The organism is Bacteroides sp. 3_1_13 (assembly GCF_001185845.1).
GTDB lineage: Bacteria > Bacteroidota > Bacteroidia > Bacteroidales > Bacteroidaceae > Bacteroides > Bacteroides xylanisolvens.
Genome location: NZ_KQ236956.1, coordinates 1 through 21042 on the forward strand (window position 1 = coordinate 1; position 21042 = coordinate 21042).

The window sequence follows — 21042 nt, forward strand, 5'->3', positions numbered from 1 at the left end:
ATCGTTTCGGACGGAGTAGGACACCCGGTTGAGTTTTAATCTCGAAGAGGAAATTTACATAATTGTTCATTGTTCCGACTATAATCGGAACTGAACCGCCATGCAGTAGTGCAAGGAAAAAAGATGTAGAAAGGAATAGACACTCGTTTCCACTCACAAAGATAGTCGCGGTCTTGCTTTTCATAGAGGAAATATAAATAATATCATTGGGATAATCGAATAAAATCGGCAGATTATGGCAGAAAAGTATGGATACCCGGTCATGAAACAACAACGGGAAGGCAAGGGGAGCAATCCATAAATGCTAATCTGGGCGATATATAAAAATGCAGCTTGTTTATTTATTATAGGAGCATTTTTGTATTTTTGTAGCCGCTTAATAAAAAACAGGAAAGAGTAAATAAGCGTTGTGAAAGTCAAATGATGCATAATACGATAAACTCACTTAAAGCCAAGTCAAACATGAGCAATAGTTCCATAAATGAACTGTTTGCTCATAGCTCTTTATTGGAACTGCCCAAAAAACATATCCTAACGTCCTCTTTCCAGAATGATAAAAACTTTTATTTCATTGAAAAAGGTATAGCACGCTCATATTGTGTAATTAACGACAAAGAACTCACCTCATGGTTTAGTACAGAAGGAGATATCGTTTTTTCGACGAACAATTTTTATGGGAACCAACAAGGGTACGAATATGAAGTTGTTCAGTTATTGGAAAATACGGTATTATATGCCGTGCCGATAAAAGATTTAGAAAAGCTGTATCAGACTAATATAGAAATAGCGAACTGGTCAAGGATTTTGCATCAAGAGGCTTTTATAATGAATGAAAAGCGTTTAATTTCAAGACTGTATAAGTCAGCGGAAGAACGATATATAGAATTGTTGCAAACACGTCCGGATCTCTTCCAAAGAGTAAATTTGGGTTATATTGCATCTTTTTTAGGCATCTCTCAAGTTACGTTGTGCCATTTGAGGAACAAGATTAAATAATAGGGTTGTTTCGTTTCCTTCGCATTGCTTTATTCTGCTTTTTTAAGTAGTTTAAAAAAAATGTCATACCATTGTCCTAACTTTGCAATTGAAAAAATTGAATACCAAATGAAAAATGTGAATCATATAGTATGGGCTGATTTAATTCGTGTGATAGCCATTTTAATGGTCATCTGTATCCATTGTTCAGACCCTTTCAATGTTTCTCCTGAAGCTCGTTTAAATCCGGAGTATAACTTATGGGGGAGTATTTATGGAGCTTTCTTGCGTCCGTGCGTACCGTTGTTTGTGATGCTGACAGGAATGTTATTATTACCGGTAGAACAGGAAATCGGACAATTTTATAAAAAAAGGATGCTTCGTGTAATAGTCCCTTTTATTGTATGGTCTTTATTATATAACTTGTTTCCGTGGTTTACGGGTATTTTAGGGCTGAATAATTCTGTTTTGTCTGAAATGTTTGCGTATGCAGGAGAGTCTCCAAGTCAAACTTGGGATAGTTGCTTGCATAATATTCTTATGATTCCTTTTAACTTCAATACATATACAGTTCCTTTATGGTACATATATATGTTGATAGGATTATATTTGTATATGCCTTTTTTTTCTGCATGGCTGAAACAAGCAACAGAGAAACAAATGAAAATATTCTTATCCGTTTGGTTTATCACATTATTTCTGCCTTATTGCCAAGAATATATATCCAGCTATATAGGAGGTACTTGCGCTTGGAATGACTATGGCACTTTATATTATTTTTCAGGTTTTAGCGGTTATCTGCTTTTAGGCTATTATTTGAAAGACAGAAACAAGTTGTCGATGAAAAAGACTGTTGTTTTATCTCTTATTCTTTTTAGTGTCGGTTATGCCATAACGTATTATGGATTCAGGAATATGACTTCACAACCTGATATTACAGAGCGCCAAATGGAATTATTCTTTTTATACTGTTCGCCCAATGTCTTTTTAATGACGGTTGCCTGGTATTTATTAATTCAAAAAGTAAAGGTAACGTCTCCCTTAATTATATTAGCCTTAAAGAATATAACAAAATGTGGACTGGGCATCTATATGGTACATTATTTTGCTGTAGGAATAGGTTATTTAGCGATTGACAGAATTGATTTACCTATATTCATGCGTATTCCAGCGACAGCTTTATTTGTGTTTATCGTATCGTGGTGTATAGTTGCATTATTTTACAAAGTGCTGCCTAAGGCTGCGAAATGGATAATGGGATAGTTTAGTTTTGCTACATAAATGTAAAACAGATAAAAGAAAAAAGGGAGCAGTCCGAAAATTAAGGGGAGTGATTTGGGGCAATCACATTCTTAAAATAGATTCATTCTTGCACGTTTTTGATTCTTTTCACCACAGAGGACACGGAGGGCACAGAGGTGAATTTGTTTTATGACTTATGGTTGTGACCCTAATTTTGATGCGTAATCCTCCTACCATAAAGTTGAAAAAACATGAAAACATCTGCCACCTGCAACGAAAAGCGTGTAATGTACTAGTTGATAAATAGTTGGAGCGTTGCAGATACCTGCGGCAGATAGGTTGCAGATAAAGTATCTGCAACACAGTATAAACCTTACATAAGCTAATTCTCCAGGAGGGCAAAAGTTTATTGTATACATTGACTTCCCGTTTCCAGGCGGGGAACTGTCGTTTCCTGCATTAGAAATTACAGTTTCCACGGCAGGAAACGAGAGTTTCTAAGGCGGGACACTACAGTTTCTACGTAAGGATACTGTCGTTTCCCCGTAGACACTGTCATTTCTCCATAGAGTGATCCCAATTATCCCATAGCTTTGCATAAAGGAATCAAGGCTTTTTCTTTGATTATATAACGTGTTGCAGATACTTTATCTGCAACCTATCTGCCACAGGTATCTGCAACGCTCCAACTATTTATTAACTAGTGTATTACACGCTTTTCGTTGCAGGTGGCAGATGCTTTTATGTTTTTCAACTTTATAGTAGGAAAAACTTTAGCACTTGAATGATATTCTACCAACAAAAAGAAAACCCTCATAAGTACTTAACTTACAAGGGTTTCTTTGGGGGTGGCAGATGGGACTCGAACCCACGACATTCAGAACCACAATCTGACGCTCTAACCAACTGAACTACAGCCACCATGTCTGCGTTTCTCTAACGCGGTGCAAAGATAGATATTATCTTTTAATCTCCAAAAGATTTCACTACTTTTTTTTGTAAAAAGTATATTCTTTTATTCCCTGATTGTGCTTGTTGAAAAGGGTTCGAGCATCATTTGTGAAGATCTTCAGAGAGTTACGTGCTTGTAAAGGAATTGAATCAGCAGGTAGGTTGACGGGGAGTAATTGATGATTTTTTTTTCCGGACTGAATGGGGCGGGCTGTCCAGACTAAACTATACTCGCAATTATTGAGACGGACTGTGCTGTCTTTTACTAATTCCATTCTTACCATCAGTCCACCATCGGTGCGGCGGGCGGACATATTGGAAATATAATTTCCCAGTGAATAGACTACGAGATGTTTGTCGTTTGTCACGCTGTCTGTGCGAACTTCGATGGGTTGAACTACGTGAGGGTGGGAGCCGATGACATGATTTACTCCTTTTTGAATCAGCCAGTCAGCAAGGAATTTCTGCTCTTTGTCCGGGAGCGACTGGTATTCGATTCCCCAATGCATACAAGCTATGATTGCGTCCGGTTTCATTGCTTTGCTCTCTTCAATATCTTTGGCGATAACTGTTGTATCAATATAGTTCACGATATTGGGAGGAGTAACGGGGATACCGTTTGTGCCATACGTATAGTTGAGCAGGGCGATGCGGAACCCGTTCTTTTCCAATAAAAGAGGATATTTCTTATCGCGTTCTTCGGTGTTGATATATGTGCCTGCATGTGGAATTTTCAACGAGTCGATAAGTTGAATGGTACGCTCCAGTCCGGATTTGCCACGGTCGAGACTATGATTGTTGGCAGTCACTAAAACATTGAAACCTGCGTCATGAATTGCGGTCAGAAATTCGTCCGGTGCGCTGAAAGCAGGATAACCTTTGTAGGGTTTGCCTCCTAACGTAACTTCCAGATTGGCGATAGCGAGATCGGCTCTCCCTATTTCTTCTTTAACGTACGTAAAACAGGTGGAATAATCATAGCCGGTTGAGGTTCGTGCAGCGTTGATTTGTCCTTGATGCTGCATGAGGTCACCTACGAAAAGGAGTCGTAGGGTATCAGTGGGGGAAATACTGTCGGTTGCGGAAAGGCTGTCCGACAGGGTATCGATGATAGAATCTCTCTTTGCCTGCGACCGGGAGGTGCAGGACAAAGAGAGAAGTAAAATCATCAGAAACAAGCTATGTTTCATTGATAAATGGCTTTCTTGCCAGCTAAGAGTGTATTTTTCATTAACGATACAATCGTCATCGGTCCAACACCGCCCGGTACGGGAGTGATAAAGGAACATTTTGGGGCAACTTCGTCAAACTTCACGTCACCAGTCAGTTTGAAGCCTGATTTCTTGGTTGCATCCGGCACACGCGTAGTACCTACATCGATAACTACCGCACCTTCTTTCACCATTTCGGCTTTTACAAAGTTGGGTTGTCCTAGGGCAGCGATGATAATATCAGCTTCCTGACATTCTTTTATCAGGTCTTTGCTGCGGCTGTGGCATACCGTCACCGTGGCATCGCCCGGATAGGCTTTCTGCATCATCAGGGCAGCCATCGGTTTGCCGACGATATTGCTACGTCCGAGTACAACACATTTTTTGCCGGAAGTCTCTATTTCGTAACGTTTCAACAATTCGAGGATACCGTTGGGAGTAGCGGATACATAGCACGGAAGTCCGATGGACATACGGCCTACGTTGATCGGGTGGAAGCCGTCTACATCTTTACGGTAATCAATCGTTTCGATTACTTTCTGTTCGGAGATATGTTTAGGTAAGGGAAGTTGTACGATAAAGCCGTCTACATCGTCGTCTTCATTCAGTTCGCGTACTTTGGCAAGCAGTTCTTCTTCGGTCACGTCACTTTCATAACGGATGAGGGAGGACTTGAATCCACATACTTCACAGGCTTTTACTTTGGCAGCTACATACGTTTCGCTACCACCATCGTGTCCAACAAGGATAGCCGCCAGATGCGGGCGTTTTCCGCCACGAGCCACAATTTCGGCTACTTCGGCTGCAATCTCTTGTTTCACTTGTTCGGAAATGGCTTTTCCGTCTATCAGAGTCATATTTTCAGAGTATTTATTGGTGATGGGCAAAAGTAAAATAAATAACTGAACTCTCCAAAAGGATTGGAATTTTTGTCAGGAGATGAGCAGTATATTATCAGTTTGTTAGTGGAGAAACTACTTTCTACCGTAGGCTTCCGGATACAAAAAAAGAGGAAGTCGAAACTTCCTCTTTTTTTGTTATAATCAGTTTGGATCTATTGAATGATTATCTTTTCATTTTAGGCATCATCTTACCCATCTTGCTGCTAGTTACCATCTTCATCATTTTGCGAGTCTGGTCGAACTGTTTCAGCAGGCGGTTTACTTCCTGAATAGTCGTTCCGCTACCTTTTGCGATACGTGTACGACGTGATCCGTTCAGTATTTCCGGGTTGGAACGTTCTGCCGGAGTCATGGAATAGATGATAGCTTCGATGCTTTTGAAAGCATTGTCGTCAATATCAATATCTTTGATTGCCTTTCCTACTCCCGGAATCATGGAGGCAAGGTCTTTCAGATTACCCATTTTCTTGATTTGTGCAATCTGGCTAAGGAAGTCATTGAAGTCGAATTGGTTCTTGGCAATTTTCTTCTGTAAACGTTTAGCCTCTTCTTCATCATATTGTTCCTGTGCACGTTCTACCAATGAAACGATGTCACCCATACCGAGAATACGGTCGGCCATACGGGCGGGGTGGAATTGGTCGATTGCTTCCAGCTTTTCACCTGTACCAACAAATTTGATCGGTTTGTTCACTACCGAACGGATAGAAAGAGCCGCACCACCGCGGGTATCACCATCAAGTTTGGTCAGTACCACACCGTTGAAGTCCAGACGTTCGTTGAATTCTTTAGCCGTGTTTACAGCATCCTGACCGGTCATAGAGTCTACCACGAACAGAATTTCGTTCGGGTTGATTGCTTCTTTGATAGCGGCGATCTCGTTCATCATCTGTTCGTCTACTGCCAGACGTCCGGCTGTATCGACGATAACGAGGTCATATCCTTTGGCTTTAGCTTCCTGAATAGCGTGTTGTGCGATTTCTACCGGATTCTTGCTGTCCAGTTCGCAGTACATCGGTACTTCGATTTGTTCTGCCAATACGCGCAACTGTTCGATAGCTGCCGGACGGTAAACGTCACAAGCAACCAGTAATGGCTTACGGTTTTTCTTGGTTTTCAGCATCCGTGCCAACTTACCGGAGAAGGTGGTCTTACCCGAACCTTGCAAACCTGACATCAGGATGACTGCCGGACGGGCGTCGATATTGATCTCGGCTGTCTCTCCACCCATCAACTGTGTAAGTTCATCATGTACGATCTTCACCATCAACTGGCTTGGCTTCACAGCCGTAAGCACGTTCTGGCCAAGAGCTTTTTCTTTCACTGTATCCGTGAAATTCTTTGCCACCTTGTAGTTTACGTCGGCGTCGAGAAGTGCTTTACGTACGTCTTTCAGCGTCTCCGCCACGTTGATTTCGGTGATTTTGCCTTCACCTTTCAGAATCTTGAATGACCGTTCTAGTCTTTCACTTAAATTATCGAACATAGTTATTTAATTACGAATTACTAATTACAATTTACTTGGGCGAAAGAGGGACTTTTCCGTCTACTCTTTATTTGAGCTTGCAAATGTACAAAAATCTCTTGTATTTATATCTTTTTATTCTGCCATTTTGCTTTTTTGAGATAAATATAACTTGTTATCAACAGCAAGCTATAATACACAATCTCAATCGTAAAGCAAATTTCGATCGGTGCTTTCAGCCACATTCCGATGAAAATGATGTATGATCCGTAGATGATAATTGTAATCGTTTCGAGCAACAGGGCTGCCTGTGTATTTCCTGTTCCGGAGATACCGTTGAACACTACATTGGCTACGGATGCGATAAGCATGGCAAAACAAATTACATATACCGAAGGTACGGACTCTGTAATGAGTGCGGCTTCACTGGTGTAGATAGAGAGCAGGAATTGTGGAAACAGTGCCGATACCGCTACTAACCCCAGCATGATGAAAAAGGAGAAACGCGCAATTTTATTAATGAGCGGCATCACGTGCTGGATGCCTCCTGCACCAATAGCATTGCTGACAAGACTGTTGGTAGTCGTAGCCAGTGCGTTGACCGGAATCAGCAATACGACATAAATACTCCGGACGATATTGGCAATCGCCAGTTCCCGTTGTCCTAACCGTTCTACGGCTACGAAGAAAACAAACCAGGTAGCCATCGACAGGAAATATTGCAGCATGGTGAAGCAGGAGATACTAAGGATCCGCATCAGCAATGCAGGGTCGAATGTGCGCAGGCGGTTCATACCGTATTTCTTTAAATCGACCGTGGCATACGTATAGATGACGAAAAAGAGAATGGAGGAGGCTTCTGCCAATACGGAAGCAATAGCAGCCCCTTTGATACCCATTTCCGGCAAACCGAACTTTCCGAAGATTAATGCATAGTCCAGTACGACATTGGTTAATGCCATGACAATGGCATTGATGGTTAGCACTTTAGTGCGTGTAATGCCGATGTACAATGCCCGGAACATGACATTGATAAAAGAGAAAAAGAATCCGTAAATACGCCAGTCCAGAAACTCCATTGTTCCTTCGTAGATGGATTCTGAAGAAACTAGCAAACGCATGATGTTTCCACCGAATGCCTTGGTGAATCCAAATAGCAGCAGTGCCATCACGAACAGGAACATGACTCCCTGAATCATGACAGGGCCGACATCTGAATAGCGGCCTTCGCCATTGCGTCGCGCTATGACAATCTGCGAACCGGTACTGAATCCGAATGCGATGGTGAATACACATATATAAAATAACCCGCCCATAGCCGATGCTCCAAGAGCTACCTCACTCACGTGTCCGAGGAATGCTGTGTCGGTGACATTGATGACATTTTGTGCCAGCAAGCTTAGTAGTATCGGGTAACTGACACTCCAAATCTGTTTGTTGGTATACATAATTAAGCGTTTAAGTTTACACTTTGCAAAGATAGTGCTTTATTTCGATTCGGAAGCGATGGGGTAGATGAAAACTATTTCCGGACCTTCGGGAGTTTTATCGTTAGTTGATTCGGAATGAAGCATGTCTCCCTTACGGCTTAATATGAACCGGATGATTCGTGTTTGCCGGTGTTCTTGGGCTATACTAGTGCGCTGCTTGCTTGTAAGTTTGCCAGCGAAAGAACTAAAAAGAGTGAAGATTTCTTTGTCGTCTTCACTCTTTTTTATTATTTATTTTCTTTTGAGTATTTCTCGAACTCCAGGACCTTCGTGGTTGGGGTAGCCGGGAGTATGGTTTCTGCATCGTGGATCAGCATCTACTTTCAAGCTTCGGTAGTCATCTTTTGTGCGGGTGATGTAATCATCAAGCATGGCACGGTGTTCTGCCAGAACTTTACTGTATTTCGGATCTTTGGCGAGATTCTTGCGTTCTCCCGGATCTTTTTTCATATCATATAGTTCTTCTCCGTTGCCTTCCAGATAGTGCGTGTATTTGTATCTCGGTCCGCGTACCATACGTCCGGGGGTAACGACATATTCATATTCGCTGTGCCATTCGGAAACTACATAAGGGTGAGTCTTTTTCTGTTTCTCTCCTTTTAATGTGGGTGCGAGACTGATTCCCTGTTTTTCGACCGGAACGGAAATTCCTGCCAAATCACAAAGGGTAGGCAAAAGATCCAGCGTAGGCTGTGTCAATAGTTGATCTACCGGTTTTTTCTGTTGTTTGATGCCGGGACCTGCAAAGATAAACGGAACGTTTGTCATTTCATCATAGAAACTGATATGCTTGGTCACCATACGGTGTGAAGCCATTCCGTCGCCATGATCGGCCATGATAACAACGATGGTGTTTCTTCCGGCAGGAGTGGAGTAAAGAGCTTTTAATACACTGTCTACTTGCTTGGACACCATTTTAGTATAGTGCTGGAAAGCGGCAATGTAATGACGGTAATTCTCTTCATTCCAATGAGAGGCCTGGGTCATGCGGCGATGGCTGCAACAGATGTATTGCACCGGTTTGGGGATATTGTTCCAGTCTTCCACGTCGAAGTTGGCTGGTAGTTCAGGAAGAGTTCCGCTGATGGGGCGGTCGGTATGTACTCCTTCATTTGCTCCTACGAATCCGCAAATGTTGTGAGGGTTCTGAAAATCGGCAATACAGATGAAGGGTTCTTTGGGAGGGTTGCTTAAATAAGCAACAGCGTCTTCGCAGGTTCCTACGTCCAGGAAGCTGTCGTTATTGACCGGGAACTCCGGATCAGTGAATGGTTTGGCTACCGGTTCTTTGTGTTTGAATCCTCTTAGGGAGCCCATGTCGTGTGTTTTTCCGAAGTGTACGGCTTCGTAACCGTTTTCGGAAAAAAGGCTTCCTAGTGTCGGTACATTTTCGGGAATACGTGGGTTGATAGGTTCGCTGGAGTTCGAACGTACATTCGTTTGATGAGGCATCATGCCGCTCCATAAAGCTGCACGTGAAGGTTGGCTGAGAGGGCAGCCTACATAAGCATTGGAGAAGATAACTCCTCGTGAAGCGACTTCGTCAATAGGGAGGGTGCAGCCTTGTGTTTGCCCGTAAGCTCCCACGACGCGTTGTGTCAAATGGTCGCACTGGATAATCAGGAAATTGGGCTTTTCTTGAGCTTGGGCTGCTACGCCGCATAGGGCTAATCCCATGAATGGATAAATAGTTTTCATTACTGGTTAGAATTAAGTAATAGTTGATTTTGAAACAAAAGTAGGAAAAAAGGAAACGCAAAAAAGGGTGAAGTAGTAGTTTTGGACGCAAGTGAAAGTATTTTGTACAAAAATGTAATATGTGATGGATTATTAGGGGGAACTATTGCTGATGAATGTTGGATTGTGAAGGATGAACGGCAAGTGGTTATTGATTAACGGGGTGGCTAAAAAAGAGAACGGTGAACAAACTGCGTCCTGATAATTGCAGTTTGTTCACCGTTCATCATTTATCGTTTACCGCTAATTAGCTGTTCATGCTCATCAGGAATTCATCGTTATCTCTGGTCTTTTCCAAACGGTCTTTAACGAAGTCCATTGCTTCGATCGGATTCATGTCTGCAAGATATTTACGTAATATCCACATGCGGTCAAGGGTTGTCTTATCAAGCAACAGGTCGTCGCGACGAGTGCTGGATGCAGTAATGTTGACTGCCGGGAAGATACGTTTGTTGGACAGGTTGCGGTCGAGCTGCAACTCCATGTTGCCGGTACCCTTAAATTCTTCGAAGATAACTTCGTCCATTTTAGAACCGGTATCGATCAATGCGGTAGCGATGATGGTCAACGAGCCGCCGTTTTCAATATTACGGGCAGCACCGAAGAAACGTTTAGGTTTGTGAAGTGCATTTGCATCCACACCACCGGAAAGAACTTTACCGGATGCAGGAGATACTGTATTGTATGCACGAGCCAGACGGGTGATAGAATCAAGGAAGATCACTACGTCGTGACCACATTCTACCAAACGTTTTGCCTTTTCCAATACGATACCTGCAATTTTTACGTGACGTTCTGCCGGTTCGTCGAAAGTAGAAGCGATAACTTCTGCATTAACGCTGCGTGCCATATCGGTTACTTCTTCCGGACGTTCGTCAATCAGCAGCATAATCATGTAAACTTCCGGGTGATTGGCTGCAATAGCGTTAGCGATATCTTTCATTAAGATAGTCTTACCTGTCTTTGGCTGGGCAACGATCAAGGCACGTTGTCCTTTACCGATAGGAGCGAAAAGGTCAACAACGCGTGCAGACATGGAGTCTGAATAACCGCCTTTGCAAAGTTTGAACTTTTCATCCGGGAAGAGAGGTGTCAGATGTTCGAAAGGAACACGGTCGCGAACAAAAGCTGCGTCACGTCCGTTAATTTTCGACACTTTTACCAACGGGAAATATTTTTCTCCTTCTTTGGGTGGACGGATAACACCTTCCACTACATCACCGGTTTTCAAACCAAAGAGTTTGATTTGAGATTGTGATACATAAATGTCGTCCGGAGAAGAAAGGTAGTTGTAATCGGAAGAACGGAGGAATCCGTATCCATCCTGCATGATTTCCAGAACGCCTACTCCGTTGAGAATATCATCGAATTCGTAAGGCTTTTCGCGTTCAATAACCTTGCGCTCCTGCTGTTGTTGCTGTTGTGCCGGAAGATTCTCGTTCGCATGGTTTTGCTGAGTGGCACGTGGCATCGGTAAGCGTTGTTGGTTCTGGTTCTGATTTGGATTCTGAACCTGATTCTGATTATTGTTATTACGCTGGAAATTATTATTGTTGTTATTAGCGTTATTGCTATTATTGTTCACATTGTTATTACCGTTGTTATTGTCGCGTGGACGGACAATACGCGGGCGTTGCTGCTGTGCTTGCTGCTGTTGAGATTGTTGTTGCTGTTGAGGATGAGATGGCTGTTCAGGTGCTGTTTGCACAGGTTCTGTTTTAGTTGCCTCGAATTTGCCAAAGAGTTCGGTAGGAAGCTCTATTTTTTCAGAAGGCAGATCTTCGATTGGAATAAAATCATCATCGTCAACGCTGGATAAGATATTGCTTTCCTCGTCGATAACGGGTGCGGCTTTCTTTTGTGGTTTATCTATAACTTTTTTCTCTGCAACAGGCTTGTTTGGCTCTGCGGCTGGTTTATTTGTTTCTGCAGCCGATTTGCTTTTTGCTTTCTTTTCAGCAGTCGGCTGTTGTGCTGGAGCAGCTTTTTCTTTTGTTTCAGTAGTTTTCTCTGCAACAACAGGCTTAGTTTCCACCACTTTGGGAGCAGCCGGTGTTACATTTTCTACTTCTTTTTTCTCTTCTGCGTCAGCGCTCTTGCGTGGACGGCCCACTTTACGCTTGGGAGCAGTAGTAGCGTTTTCTGCTTTAGCTTCTACAACAGGAGCTTCTTTTTCTTTGTTTGTACTTTCTTCTTTCTTGGAAGGTTGTGGTGCTTTTACAGGAGTGGCTTCTTTTGTTTTATTAACCTCTCCACTCTTTGGTGTGGAAACTACCTTGTCTTCTTTTTTGGTAGGAGCTACCCGTGAACGCTTTTTCTTTTGTTCTTCATTTTTGCGTTCTTCTTTGAGCTTATCTGCGGCAACTTTCTTAGTAGCTCCTACAATAGCCTGTTCATCGAGTATCTTATAAACAAGGTCTTCTTTTTTGTATGAGTCTGCTTTTTTTATGCCTAACTCTTTGGCAATAACTTGAAGTTCCGACAGATTTTTGTCGTTTAATTGGATAATGTTATACATATAGTATGGTAAGTTATTAATATTTCTTTTTTTGCTGAATTACGGACAGCATTACTACAGCTTATGGCTACAGATATGCAAGCATACGTTTTGTTTTTTATTCTGAATTAGGGATGTATATGTTGAATCGTAGAATGTTTCAACGGGGCAAAGATAATAATTTTTTTTGGTTTCATGAACAATCAAACATTTTTTTCCACGTAAAAGTGTATCTTTGCTACATAAAAGAAAATAGTATGACAGTAAATGAAGCTCATTTAATTTATTTTTCGCCTACACACACATCTAAACAAGTTGCGGAAGCGATTGTTCACGGTACGGGTATAAAAAATATCCTTCCTATCAATGTAACGCAGCAAATTGCAGATGAAATCGTGATTCCTGCATCTGCTTTGGCCATTATTGTAGTGCCTGTGTATGGAGGTCATGTCGCTCCTCTGGCAATGGAGCGTTTGCAGTACATCCGGGGAGTGGATACTCCGACCGTTTTGGTGGTGGTATATGGAAACCGTGCTTATGAGAAAGCTTTAATGGAACTGGATGCTTTTGCTATTCCTCATGGATTGAAAGTGATTGCCGGGGCAACTTTTATTGGAGAGCATTCATATAGTACTGATAAACACCCGATTGCGATGGGACGTCCCGATGAGTCGGATTTAGTCTTTGCTACGGAATTTGGGAAGAAAATCATGGAAAAAATACAGGCTGCCGATAGCATGGATACCCTTTATCCGGTAGATGTACGTGCTATCAAACGTCCGAGCCAGCCATTTTTTCCTTTGTTTCGCTTTTTGAGGAAAGTTATCAAGTTACGTAAAAGTGGAACACCGCTTCCCCGCACTCCTTGGGTGGAGGATGAAAATTTGTGCACCCATTGTGGATTGTGTGTGGTCCGTTGTCCGGCAGGGGCTATAACGAAAGGGGATGAACTGCATACAGATGAAGCTAAATGTATCAAGTGTTGTGCCTGTGTAAAAGCCTGCGTTAAGAAAGCACGGGTGTATGATACTCCTTTTGCGGCTTTGTTGTCAGATTGCTTCAAGAAACAGAAATTGCCTCAAACTATTTTGTAGATTACGACACGCTTAGTTGTTTCATCAATACGAAAGCGGTTGTCTGTTCGTTCGCCTATCAGCCACGCAATGTGTTCTCCACAACAGAGTACCCACTGGCGTTCTTTTTGACTGATAGAAAATTTGCGGTCGGTCAGATAATCGCTTATTTTTTTCTTTCCTTTCATTCCGAAAGGAATAAAAGTGTCTCCTGTCTGCCATTTCCGGTAATGAATATCTCCATTCAGTTTGTCGGCATCAAAACAGGCTATTCCTTTGTTGCGTGGAATTAGGAAATCAGGGGTGTATTCTTTTTCTTCTTTGATGATTTGAAAAGGAGGAAGAACTTCATTTCTAGATTCGATTGCTTCTATTAAAAAGAATTCCCTGTCTTTTATCACTCTCCATTTTTTACTGCAAAATTGTTTGCCCGGTTGGCTGTGAAGCGAAAAGGCAATATCTTTGATTTGTGCAGAATTGAAGCCTAGAGGATGCAAGATTTCGAATAGAATAGCTTCGGGTGCCGGTTCCTTTACTAAATCACTGATTCGGATACCTTCTGTCGTTACAATATTATTTTTGGTTTCCTCTATGCATTTATTATATATGGTAGCTACATCATTCAGATAATTGCTCGTGTCTATCAGATTCTTTTTGACTGACGGATTGATTTCCTGCATAAGAGGAAGGAGATTGAGTCGGATTTTGTTACGGGTATATTCGTCTTCCAGATTGGTGCTGTCTGTTACATAATCTTGTCCGATGCTCTCCAGATAATGAATGATATCTTCTCGATTGACGCAAAGCAGAGGCCGTACGATTGCTCCGTTGCGGGGGCGGATTCCTAATAAACCGGTAATTCCTGTACCTCGAATCAGATTGAGTAGTATGGTTTCTACGCTATCATCCTGATGATGTGCTACGGCGATCACATCTGCCTGGCATTCTTTTCTCGTTTTCTCGAACCAGTCATAGCGTAATTCCCGTGCAGCCATTTCAATCGAAATCTGTTTTTCCTTTGCGTATTGTGTCGTGTTAAAATCAATTGTATGCAAATGGATTCCGGTTCTTTTGCAAAGTTGGCGGACAAACAGTTCATCCCGGTCTGATTCTTCGCCTCGCAGGTGGAAATTACAGTGTGCGGCTTCGCAATGATAACCTGCTGTGTGCAGAATACATAGCAGTGCCACCGAGTCGGCACCGCCACTCAATGCAATCAGGACTTTGGCATCCAGTGAGAACAAATGTTCTTTTTCTATATATTTTGTAACGCGTTGTTGTATCATATCTGCAAAGATACGAGTTTATCAATAAGTTTTTTTATTTTTCCTAAATCTTTTGGAGGAAGAAAATGGCTGCTATTTAAAAACATTCTAAATAATTTGCGTGCTCCGAAGTTATGAATTATCTTTGCCGAAAATTTTGAGAGTTATGCGTTTGTCCGAATTAAAAACAGGAGAAAAAGGTGTTATTGTAAAGGTATTGGGGCACGGTGGTTTTCGTAAACGTATTGTGGAGATGGGCTTCATTAAAGGTAAAACGGTTGAAGTGCTGTTGAACGCTCCCCTAAAAGATCCCATAAAATATAAAGTCTTAGGTTATGAAATATCTCTTCGTCGTCAGGAAGCTGAAATGATCGAAGTAATCAGCGAGGAGGAGGCAAAAGAACTGGCTGAAAAGACTGTTTATCATGAAGGATTACCCGAAGACCTTTCAGTAAAAGAAGAAGATATGAAACGGTTGGCGTTAGGTAAACGTCGCACCATCAATGTTGCCTTGGTCGGAAATCCGAACAGTGGCAAGACTTCTTTGTTTAATCTTGCGTCCGGTGCTCATGAGCATGTAGGCAATTACAGCGGTGTGACCGTGGATGCCAAAGAAGGTTATTTTGACTTCGAAGGTTATCATTTCCGTATTGTCGATCTGCCGGGAACTTATTCTTTATCTGCTTATACGCCGGAAGAAATCTATGTTCGCCGTCATATTATCGATGAAACTCCTGACGTGATTATTAATGTCGTCGATTCTTCTAATCTGGAGCGAAACTTATATCTGACTACTCAATTGATAGATATGAATGTCCGCATGGTAGTAGCTCTGAATATCTATGATGAACTGGAAGCCAGTGGAAATACATTGGATTACCATTTGTTGAGCAAGTTGTTCGGGGTGCCGATGCTGCCTACTGCCAGTAAGAAAAATCGTGGATTGGATACGTTGTTTCATGTAGTTATCAATCTGTATGAAGGAGTAGACTTCTTCGATAAACAGGGAAACATGAATCCGGAAGTTCTCAAAGACTTGACTGAATGGCATGACTCTTTGGAAGACCGTAAGAACCATGAGGAAGAGCATCTGGAAGATTATGTGCGTGAACATAAAAAGACGGGGCGTGTCTTCCGGCATATTCATATAAATCACGGTCCTGATATAGAAAAAGCGATTGAGGCTGTAAAAAGTGAAGTGTCCAAGAACGAGTTTATCCGGCATAAATATTCTACCCGTTTCCTCTCCATTAAATTGTTGGAGAATGATCCTGACATTGAGCGTATTGTACGCACATTGCCGAATGCGGATGAAATTTTCCATGTCCGCGACAAGATGTCGAAGCGTGTTCAGGAGACAATGAATGAGGATTGTGAATCGGCTATTACTGATGCTAAATATGGATTTATCAGTGGTGCGTTGAAAGAAACGTTCACGGATAATCATCTGGAACAGGCGCAGACAACAAAGGTACTGGATTCGATTGTAACTCATCGTGTCTGGGGATTTCCTATTTTCTTTCTTTTTATGTATCTGATGTTTGAAGGTACATTTGTCATTGGCGAATATCCGATGATGGGAATTGAATGGATGGTAGAGCAGCTTGGTGAATTGCTGCGCAATAATATGTCGGAAGGTCCATTTAAAGATCTGCTGATTGATGGAATTATCGGTGGGGTAGGAGCTGTCATTGTTTTCTTACCGAATATCCTGATTCTGTATTTCTGTATTTCTATCATGGAGGATTCTGGTTATATGGCTCGTGCGGCTTTTATCATGGATAAGATCATGCATAAAATGGGGTTGCACGGAAAGTCGTTTATTCCTCTGATTATGGGATTCGGATGTAATGTGCCTGCGATTATAGCGTCCCGTACTATTGAGAACCGGAAGAGTCGTCTCATTACCATGTTGGTGAATCCATTGATGTCTTGTAGTGCGCGTCTGCCGATTTATTTATTGTTGGTGGGTGCTTTCTTCCCGAACAATGCAAGTTTGGTGCTGTTAAGTATCTATGTGATTGGTATTGTGCTGGCTGTGGTAATGGCTCGCTTGTTTAGCAAGTTTCTGATAAAGGGTGATGATACGCCGTTTGTGATGGAGCTTCCTCCTTACCGAATGCCGACAGCGAAGTCTATCTTCCGTCATACATGGGAAAAGGGAGCGCAGTATCTGAAAAAGATGGGCGGAATTATTATGATTGCTTCTATTATTATCTGGTTTCTGGGATATTATCCGAATCATGATGCTTATGAAACGGTTGCCGAACAGCAGGAAAATTCTTATATCGGTCAGTTGGGGCGCGGAATAGAGCCGGTAATAAAGCCATTGGGATTTGATTGGAAATTAGGTATTGGCTTGCTTTCCGGTGTAGGGGCGAAAGAATTGGTGGTAAGTACGTTAGGCGTTTTGTATGCAGATGATCCGGATGCTGACTCGGTGAGTTTGGCAGAACGTATTCCGATTACTCCATTGGTCGCTTTTTGTTATATGCTGTTTGTATTGATTTACTTCCCGTGTATTGCGGCGTTGGCGGCTATCAAACAGGAATCGGGTAGTTGGAAATGGGCGCTTTTTGCTGCCTGCTATACAACGGCATTAGCTTGGCTTGTATCATTTGCTGTTTATCAGATTGGAGGATTGTTTGTATGAATAATTGGCAAGAGTGGGTAGTCGGAGTACTCGTTGTGCTCTGCATTGCCCGTGTCGTATATGGAATATTTCTTTTTTTTCGTCGTACGCGGGAAAATCAGAATCCTTGTGACAGCTGCGTAAGTGGCTGTGAACTAAAGGATATGATGGAGAAGAAACGCAGAGAGTGTGATGTAAAGAAAAAAAGTACAAAGAAAAATTGCTGCGGATAGTTGGTAGTTTCAAAATTTGTACTACCTTTGCAACCGCAAACGAGAAATAATGGTTCCTTGGATGAGTGGCTTAGTCAGCGGTCTGCAAAACCGTGTACGGCGGTTCGAATCCGCCAGGAACCTCGAAGAAGGCAAAATGCCGGATACAGAAATGTGTCCGGCATTTGTTATTTGTTGACACACAAACAATTAACTACTTCTGTATTTGTGTAACAAACTGTGCAGGTGTAGACCGATTATCAATTCTTACCTGTAAAAAGGGACCATTGTAGATTATGGTAACTATAAAAATATATCTAAGAACATACGGAAGCGACCCATCTACCGGAGTCGTTTGGTTATCTTTTTACGTTAATCGTGAAAAAGTAAACTTTTCAACGAAAGTCTCTGTTGATTTGAAAAACTGGAATGATAAGAAGAGGTGTGTAGGAGTAGGAGACAAACAGTGCAATGACAAAAAACTGATTATAGAAAACATATTAGCCAGAATAAACAATGTTTTTGTAAAATACCGACTTCGTGATCGCAAACTTACTCGCGATGCTTTTCTTAAAGCATATCATCGACCAACCGATTACAATACTTTTTTCGAGTTCATACGAGACTATCAAAAAAAAGAATCGTTTAAACTTGAATATTCAACTTTTAAGACGAACTTATCGGTTATCAAAAAGCTGCAAGAATATAATCCTAATCTCTATTTTGATGATATAACCAGGGAGTGGGTTGATGAGTATTTCTTTCATCTGATGACTGGACTTGGAAATAATCAAAATACCGCAAACAAAAACATGGCCACAATAAAGAAGTATGTTTTAGCTGCATACAATGCTGGATATATGGATGAGAATCCTTTTAAGAACTGGAAGATAAAGAAAGGAATTCCTGGTGGTGAGTATTTGCAAGAAGATGAGTTACAAACTTTGATGGGGTTATATATGGATGGAGAACTAGACTATAAACATCATAAAACATTAGAAATGTTTTTGTTTTTATGTTTTAGCTCTTTGCACATAGGGGATGCAAAGAAATTGATTCTTGAGCAGTTTACAGATGATACATTGACTTATTTCCGAATGAAGCTAAAGAAAAGAAAACCATTTCCTATTCAAGTACCTATATCGGATCCACTTCGTACATTGCTGAAAAATATTGTTGGTACCAGAAAAAAGGGTATTGTTTTTGAGAAACTGCCAGCTGATCAAACGATGAATAGATTCCTGAAAGAAATAGCTGCTATTGCTGGAATAGAGAAGAACATTACACATAAAGTTGGTAGACATACTTTTGCAACTATTTTTTTGCGTAAGACTAAAGATATAGCTTCCTTGAAAGAGATACTAGGACATTCTGATTTAAAAGAGACTTTAGTGTATGCCCATGTTTTAAACGAGAGTAAGCAAGAGGGAATGCAGTGTTTCAACTGTTTTGCATTTTAAATTGTACATTTGTACAATGTATTTCTATTAGTCTGAAAACCAGTAAATAACGAGCGTACAGTCTTTGTACACTTTGGTACAAAACACTGCATGCTCGTACAAACTTTCTTATGGTCGTATAACAACTGCAGGAGAGTAGCCGAATTCAATTGCAGCGTCGAAGCAGGGGCAGGATTTAATCCATTCCTTTGACTCTACGATGCCATTGTCATTCAGATCTGGAGAAGTATCTCTGTGACCTAGTACTTCTGTGATCTTGAATTGACTTTTGAGTCGGGAGACCAACTCGATTAGTGCAATTTTTTGTGCAGGAGTACGTGTGTCTGCTGGGTTACCGTTGGCGTCTAAACCACCTACATAGCAAATTCCTACGCTATGTTTATTGTATGATATACCAGAGGTGCCTTTAGTATTACAATGGGCACCTTCCATTGATAGAGGTCTTCCTTCTTCGATGGTACCATCTAAGTCAATGACATAGTGATAACCAATCATAGAAAAGTTTCGATCTCTATGCATTCGATCAATGTCTTTTGCTTTGAAAGCTTGTCCAGCACGTGTAGCCGAACAGTGGATGATGATTGAATCAATATTGTTCATGTCTTTAATAAAAGTGATTGAAACTGAATTATTCTACCGATAAAGCTTCATTAACCGCTACCTGAACAAAAGCGACGAACCCCGTACTCACATATTTTTTAATACTTTCCGCCTGTTCGGGAGATACTTCTACTTCACCGTTCTTGTAGATTTGTTGAGCTAGTTCCAACTCACCCAAATCGGCGGTTTTCTGATAGATCGTATTGCCTAACATTTTTGCAATATCAACGGTACTGTTATTCCCTTCGATGTCTTTTACTTGAATTTCTCTAAAGTCTATTTTCATAATTATGTGATTTAAATATTATTACCAAGTTGCACTCCATAAAATTCCATTTTTAAATTGTAATACTTTAGTTCGTGTACTCCCATTATACCATACCTGGGCGATTTCAATATATTCATCAATCCCTCTTTTGCCATCAACTACAATGCCACCATCAATAGCAAGTGCTATATTATCTCGTCCTCCGGTTACACTAATAGATACACCCCTATTTATATCATAAGGTCTTGAACGGTGATCGTAGAATCTTCCTAAATAATCGACTCCCATTGTACTAAACGGACCTACAATAACTTGCCTATTTTTACTATTAAAACCAATCATATCATCGTAAAGGAACATCTCCTTTTTATCTATAGTTGGTATACTGGTAGAACCTGTCCCTATACTATTAGCAGAAATCTTAAAGCCTCCAATAGTGCCATCAACAGCTTCTATTCGTTTTACAACGAGTTTGTTTACATCGATAAAATCAGCGACGATCTTTCCATCACTGATAAACGTCTTCCCCCCAACCAATATCGCACCTGTTTTAGGAAGTGATAATTTCCCGTCTGCTGTTAGTTCAAGCCCGGTTACATTGTGCTTAATCGAACCGCCTGTCATTAACCAACCTTGCGTTTTGGCTTGATTACCGATAAACAGACCAGACGTACCGAGTATATCGATCGTTGCATTTTGAGCTACTAATAAATGCGTAGCGACATTTATAAATTCGTTAAACAAAGTCCATTTCGTTACATCGAAAGAACTCCCAGAAGTATGATCCGTCCGGCATGAATAAGTATTTCCGTTATAGATAACCGTATCCCGATACTGCGTATTATTGACGTAGTTAGTATTTGCTTTCCACTCACCGCGCGGACGGATTAGAGCACCGGGAAGCCCGGTTGCACCCGTATCTCCCTTGTCGCCTTTATCTCCTTTGTCACCCTTCACTTTCGTCCAAGTATAAGCGGAAAACGTATTGCTGTCTGCCGCCGTGAAGTCGGTGTATTGGCCGATGTAAGCACCAGGAGTCTCGCCGCCATTTGCCGTAAAGGT

General features: G+C 41.5%; 17 protein-coding genes and 2 tRNA genes. 7 read left to right on the forward strand and 12 right to left on the reverse strand.

All coding sequences use genetic code 11. The annotated features are described in order from the left end of the window. A partial coding sequence (locus HMPREF9009_RS26190; protein WP_032811955.1) for a hypothetical protein occupies positions 1-184 on the reverse strand: 184 nt, incomplete at its 3' end. Positions 185-462: 278 nt separating this feature from the next. Here HMPREF9009_RS26190 and HMPREF9009_RS12220 point away from each other — a divergent pair. Next, positions 463-996 carry a Crp/Fnr family transcriptional regulator gene (locus HMPREF9009_RS12220; protein ID WP_008645828.1) on the forward strand — a complete coding sequence of 178 codons (534 nt, stop codon included), beginning with the start codon at positions 463-465 and terminating at the stop codon, positions 994-996. 60 nt (positions 997-1056) lie between these two features. Then, positions 1057-2238 (forward strand): acyltransferase, encoded by a 1182-nt coding sequence (locus HMPREF9009_RS12225; RefSeq protein WP_083444190.1) that lies wholly within the window; start codon positions 1057-1059, stop codon positions 2236-2238. An 822-nt stretch (positions 2239-3060) separates the two neighbouring features. On the opposite strand, the gene HMPREF9009_RS12230 is transcribed toward HMPREF9009_RS12225, so the two are convergent. The 7 genes from HMPREF9009_RS12230 to rho form a co-directional block, all read right to left on the reverse strand. After that, a tRNA-His gene (locus HMPREF9009_RS12230) sits at positions 3061-3139 on the reverse strand. Positions 3140-3203: 64 nt separating this feature from the next. Beyond that, positions 3204-4358 (reverse strand): CapA family protein, encoded by a 1155-nt coding sequence (locus HMPREF9009_RS12235; RefSeq protein WP_004312923.1) that lies wholly within the window; start codon positions 4356-4358, stop codon positions 3204-3206. Continuing rightward, the gene (gene folD / locus HMPREF9009_RS12240) at positions 4355-5236 is read right to left on the reverse strand and encodes a bifunctional methylenetetrahydrofolate dehydrogenase/methenyltetrahydrofolate cyclohydrolase FolD (protein WP_004312924.1); all 882 of its coding nucleotides are present in this window, start codon (positions 5234-5236) and stop codon (positions 4355-4357) included. The genes HMPREF9009_RS12235 and folD overlap by 4 nt, the downstream gene beginning before the upstream one ends. A 208-nt stretch (positions 5237-5444) precedes the next feature. After that, positions 5445-6767 carry a signal recognition particle protein gene (gene ffh, locus HMPREF9009_RS12245; protein WP_004312925.1) on the reverse strand — a complete coding sequence of 441 codons (1323 nt, stop codon included), beginning with the start codon at positions 6765-6767 and terminating at the stop codon, positions 5445-5447. A gap of 104 nt (positions 6768-6871) precedes the next feature. Then, complete coding sequence (locus HMPREF9009_RS12250) at positions 6872-8194, reverse strand: MATE family efflux transporter (RefSeq protein ID WP_004312926.1); 1323 nt, start codon at positions 8192-8194, stop codon at positions 6872-6874. 273 nt (positions 8195-8467) lie between these two features. Continuing rightward, positions 8468-9934, reverse strand: a complete 1467-nt coding sequence (locus tag HMPREF9009_RS12255) for a sulfatase family protein (protein ID WP_008025830.1) — start codon at positions 9932-9934, stop codon at positions 8468-8470. A 286-nt stretch (positions 9935-10220) separates the two neighbouring features. Then, positions 10221-12491 (reverse strand): transcription termination factor Rho, encoded by a 2271-nt coding sequence (gene rho, locus HMPREF9009_RS12260; protein WP_049702354.1) that lies wholly within the window; start codon positions 12489-12491, stop codon positions 10221-10223. Between the two features lie 236 nt (positions 12492-12727). On the opposite strand from rho, the gene HMPREF9009_RS12265 reads away from it, so the two are divergent. Continuing rightward, positions 12728-13564, forward strand: a complete 837-nt coding sequence (locus tag HMPREF9009_RS12265; RefSeq protein ID WP_049702355.1) for a 4Fe-4S binding protein — start codon at positions 12728-12730, stop codon at positions 13562-13564. On the opposite strand, the gene tilS is transcribed toward HMPREF9009_RS12265, so the two are convergent. Next, the gene (tilS, locus tag HMPREF9009_RS12270; protein WP_049702356.1) at positions 13549-14829 is read right to left on the reverse strand and encodes a tRNA lysidine(34) synthetase TilS; all 1281 of its coding nucleotides are present in this window, start codon (positions 14827-14829) and stop codon (positions 13549-13551) included. The two genes, HMPREF9009_RS12265 and tilS, sit on opposite strands and share 16 nt — an antisense overlap. 145 nt (positions 14830-14974) lie before the next feature. On the opposite strand from tilS, the gene feoB reads away from it, so the two are divergent. The 4 genes from feoB (at position 14975) to HMPREF9009_RS12290 (ending at position 19112) form a co-directional block, all read left to right on the forward strand. Continuing rightward, positions 14975-17461, forward strand: coding sequence for a ferrous iron transport protein B (feoB, locus tag HMPREF9009_RS12275; protein ID WP_049702357.1), 2487 nt, complete (start codon positions 14975-14977; stop codon positions 17459-17461). Then, entirely contained in the window at positions 17458-17673 is a 216-nt protein-coding gene (locus HMPREF9009_RS12280; RefSeq protein WP_004312937.1) for a hypothetical protein, read from the forward strand. Before feoB ends, HMPREF9009_RS12280 begins: the two co-directional genes overlap by 4 nt. A 51-nt stretch (positions 17674-17724) precedes the next feature. After that, positions 17725-17796 (forward strand) — tRNA-Cys (locus tag HMPREF9009_RS12285). 152 nt (positions 17797-17948) lie between these two features. Further along, positions 17949-19112: a site-specific integrase gene (locus HMPREF9009_RS12290; protein WP_049702358.1), complete on the forward strand. Its 1164-nt coding sequence runs from the start codon at positions 17949-17951 to the stop codon at positions 19110-19112. A 108-nt stretch (positions 19113-19220) separates the two neighbouring features. Here the strand turns inward: HMPREF9009_RS12290 and HMPREF9009_RS12295 are convergent, their stop codons facing one another. The 3 genes from HMPREF9009_RS12295 to HMPREF9009_RS25975 all read right to left on the reverse strand — a co-directional run. Further along, complete coding sequence (locus HMPREF9009_RS12295; RefSeq protein WP_049702359.1) at positions 19221-19712, reverse strand: N-acetylmuramoyl-L-alanine amidase; 492 nt, start codon at positions 19710-19712, stop codon at positions 19221-19223. Positions 19713-19740: 28 nt separating this feature from the next. After that, complete coding sequence (locus tag HMPREF9009_RS12300) at positions 19741-19998, reverse strand: hypothetical protein (protein ID WP_049702360.1); 258 nt, start codon at positions 19996-19998, stop codon at positions 19741-19743. A 21-nt stretch (positions 19999-20019) separates the two neighbouring features. Next, a partial coding sequence (locus HMPREF9009_RS25975; protein WP_049702361.1) for a carbohydrate-binding protein occupies positions 20020-21042 on the reverse strand: 1023 nt, incomplete at its 5' end.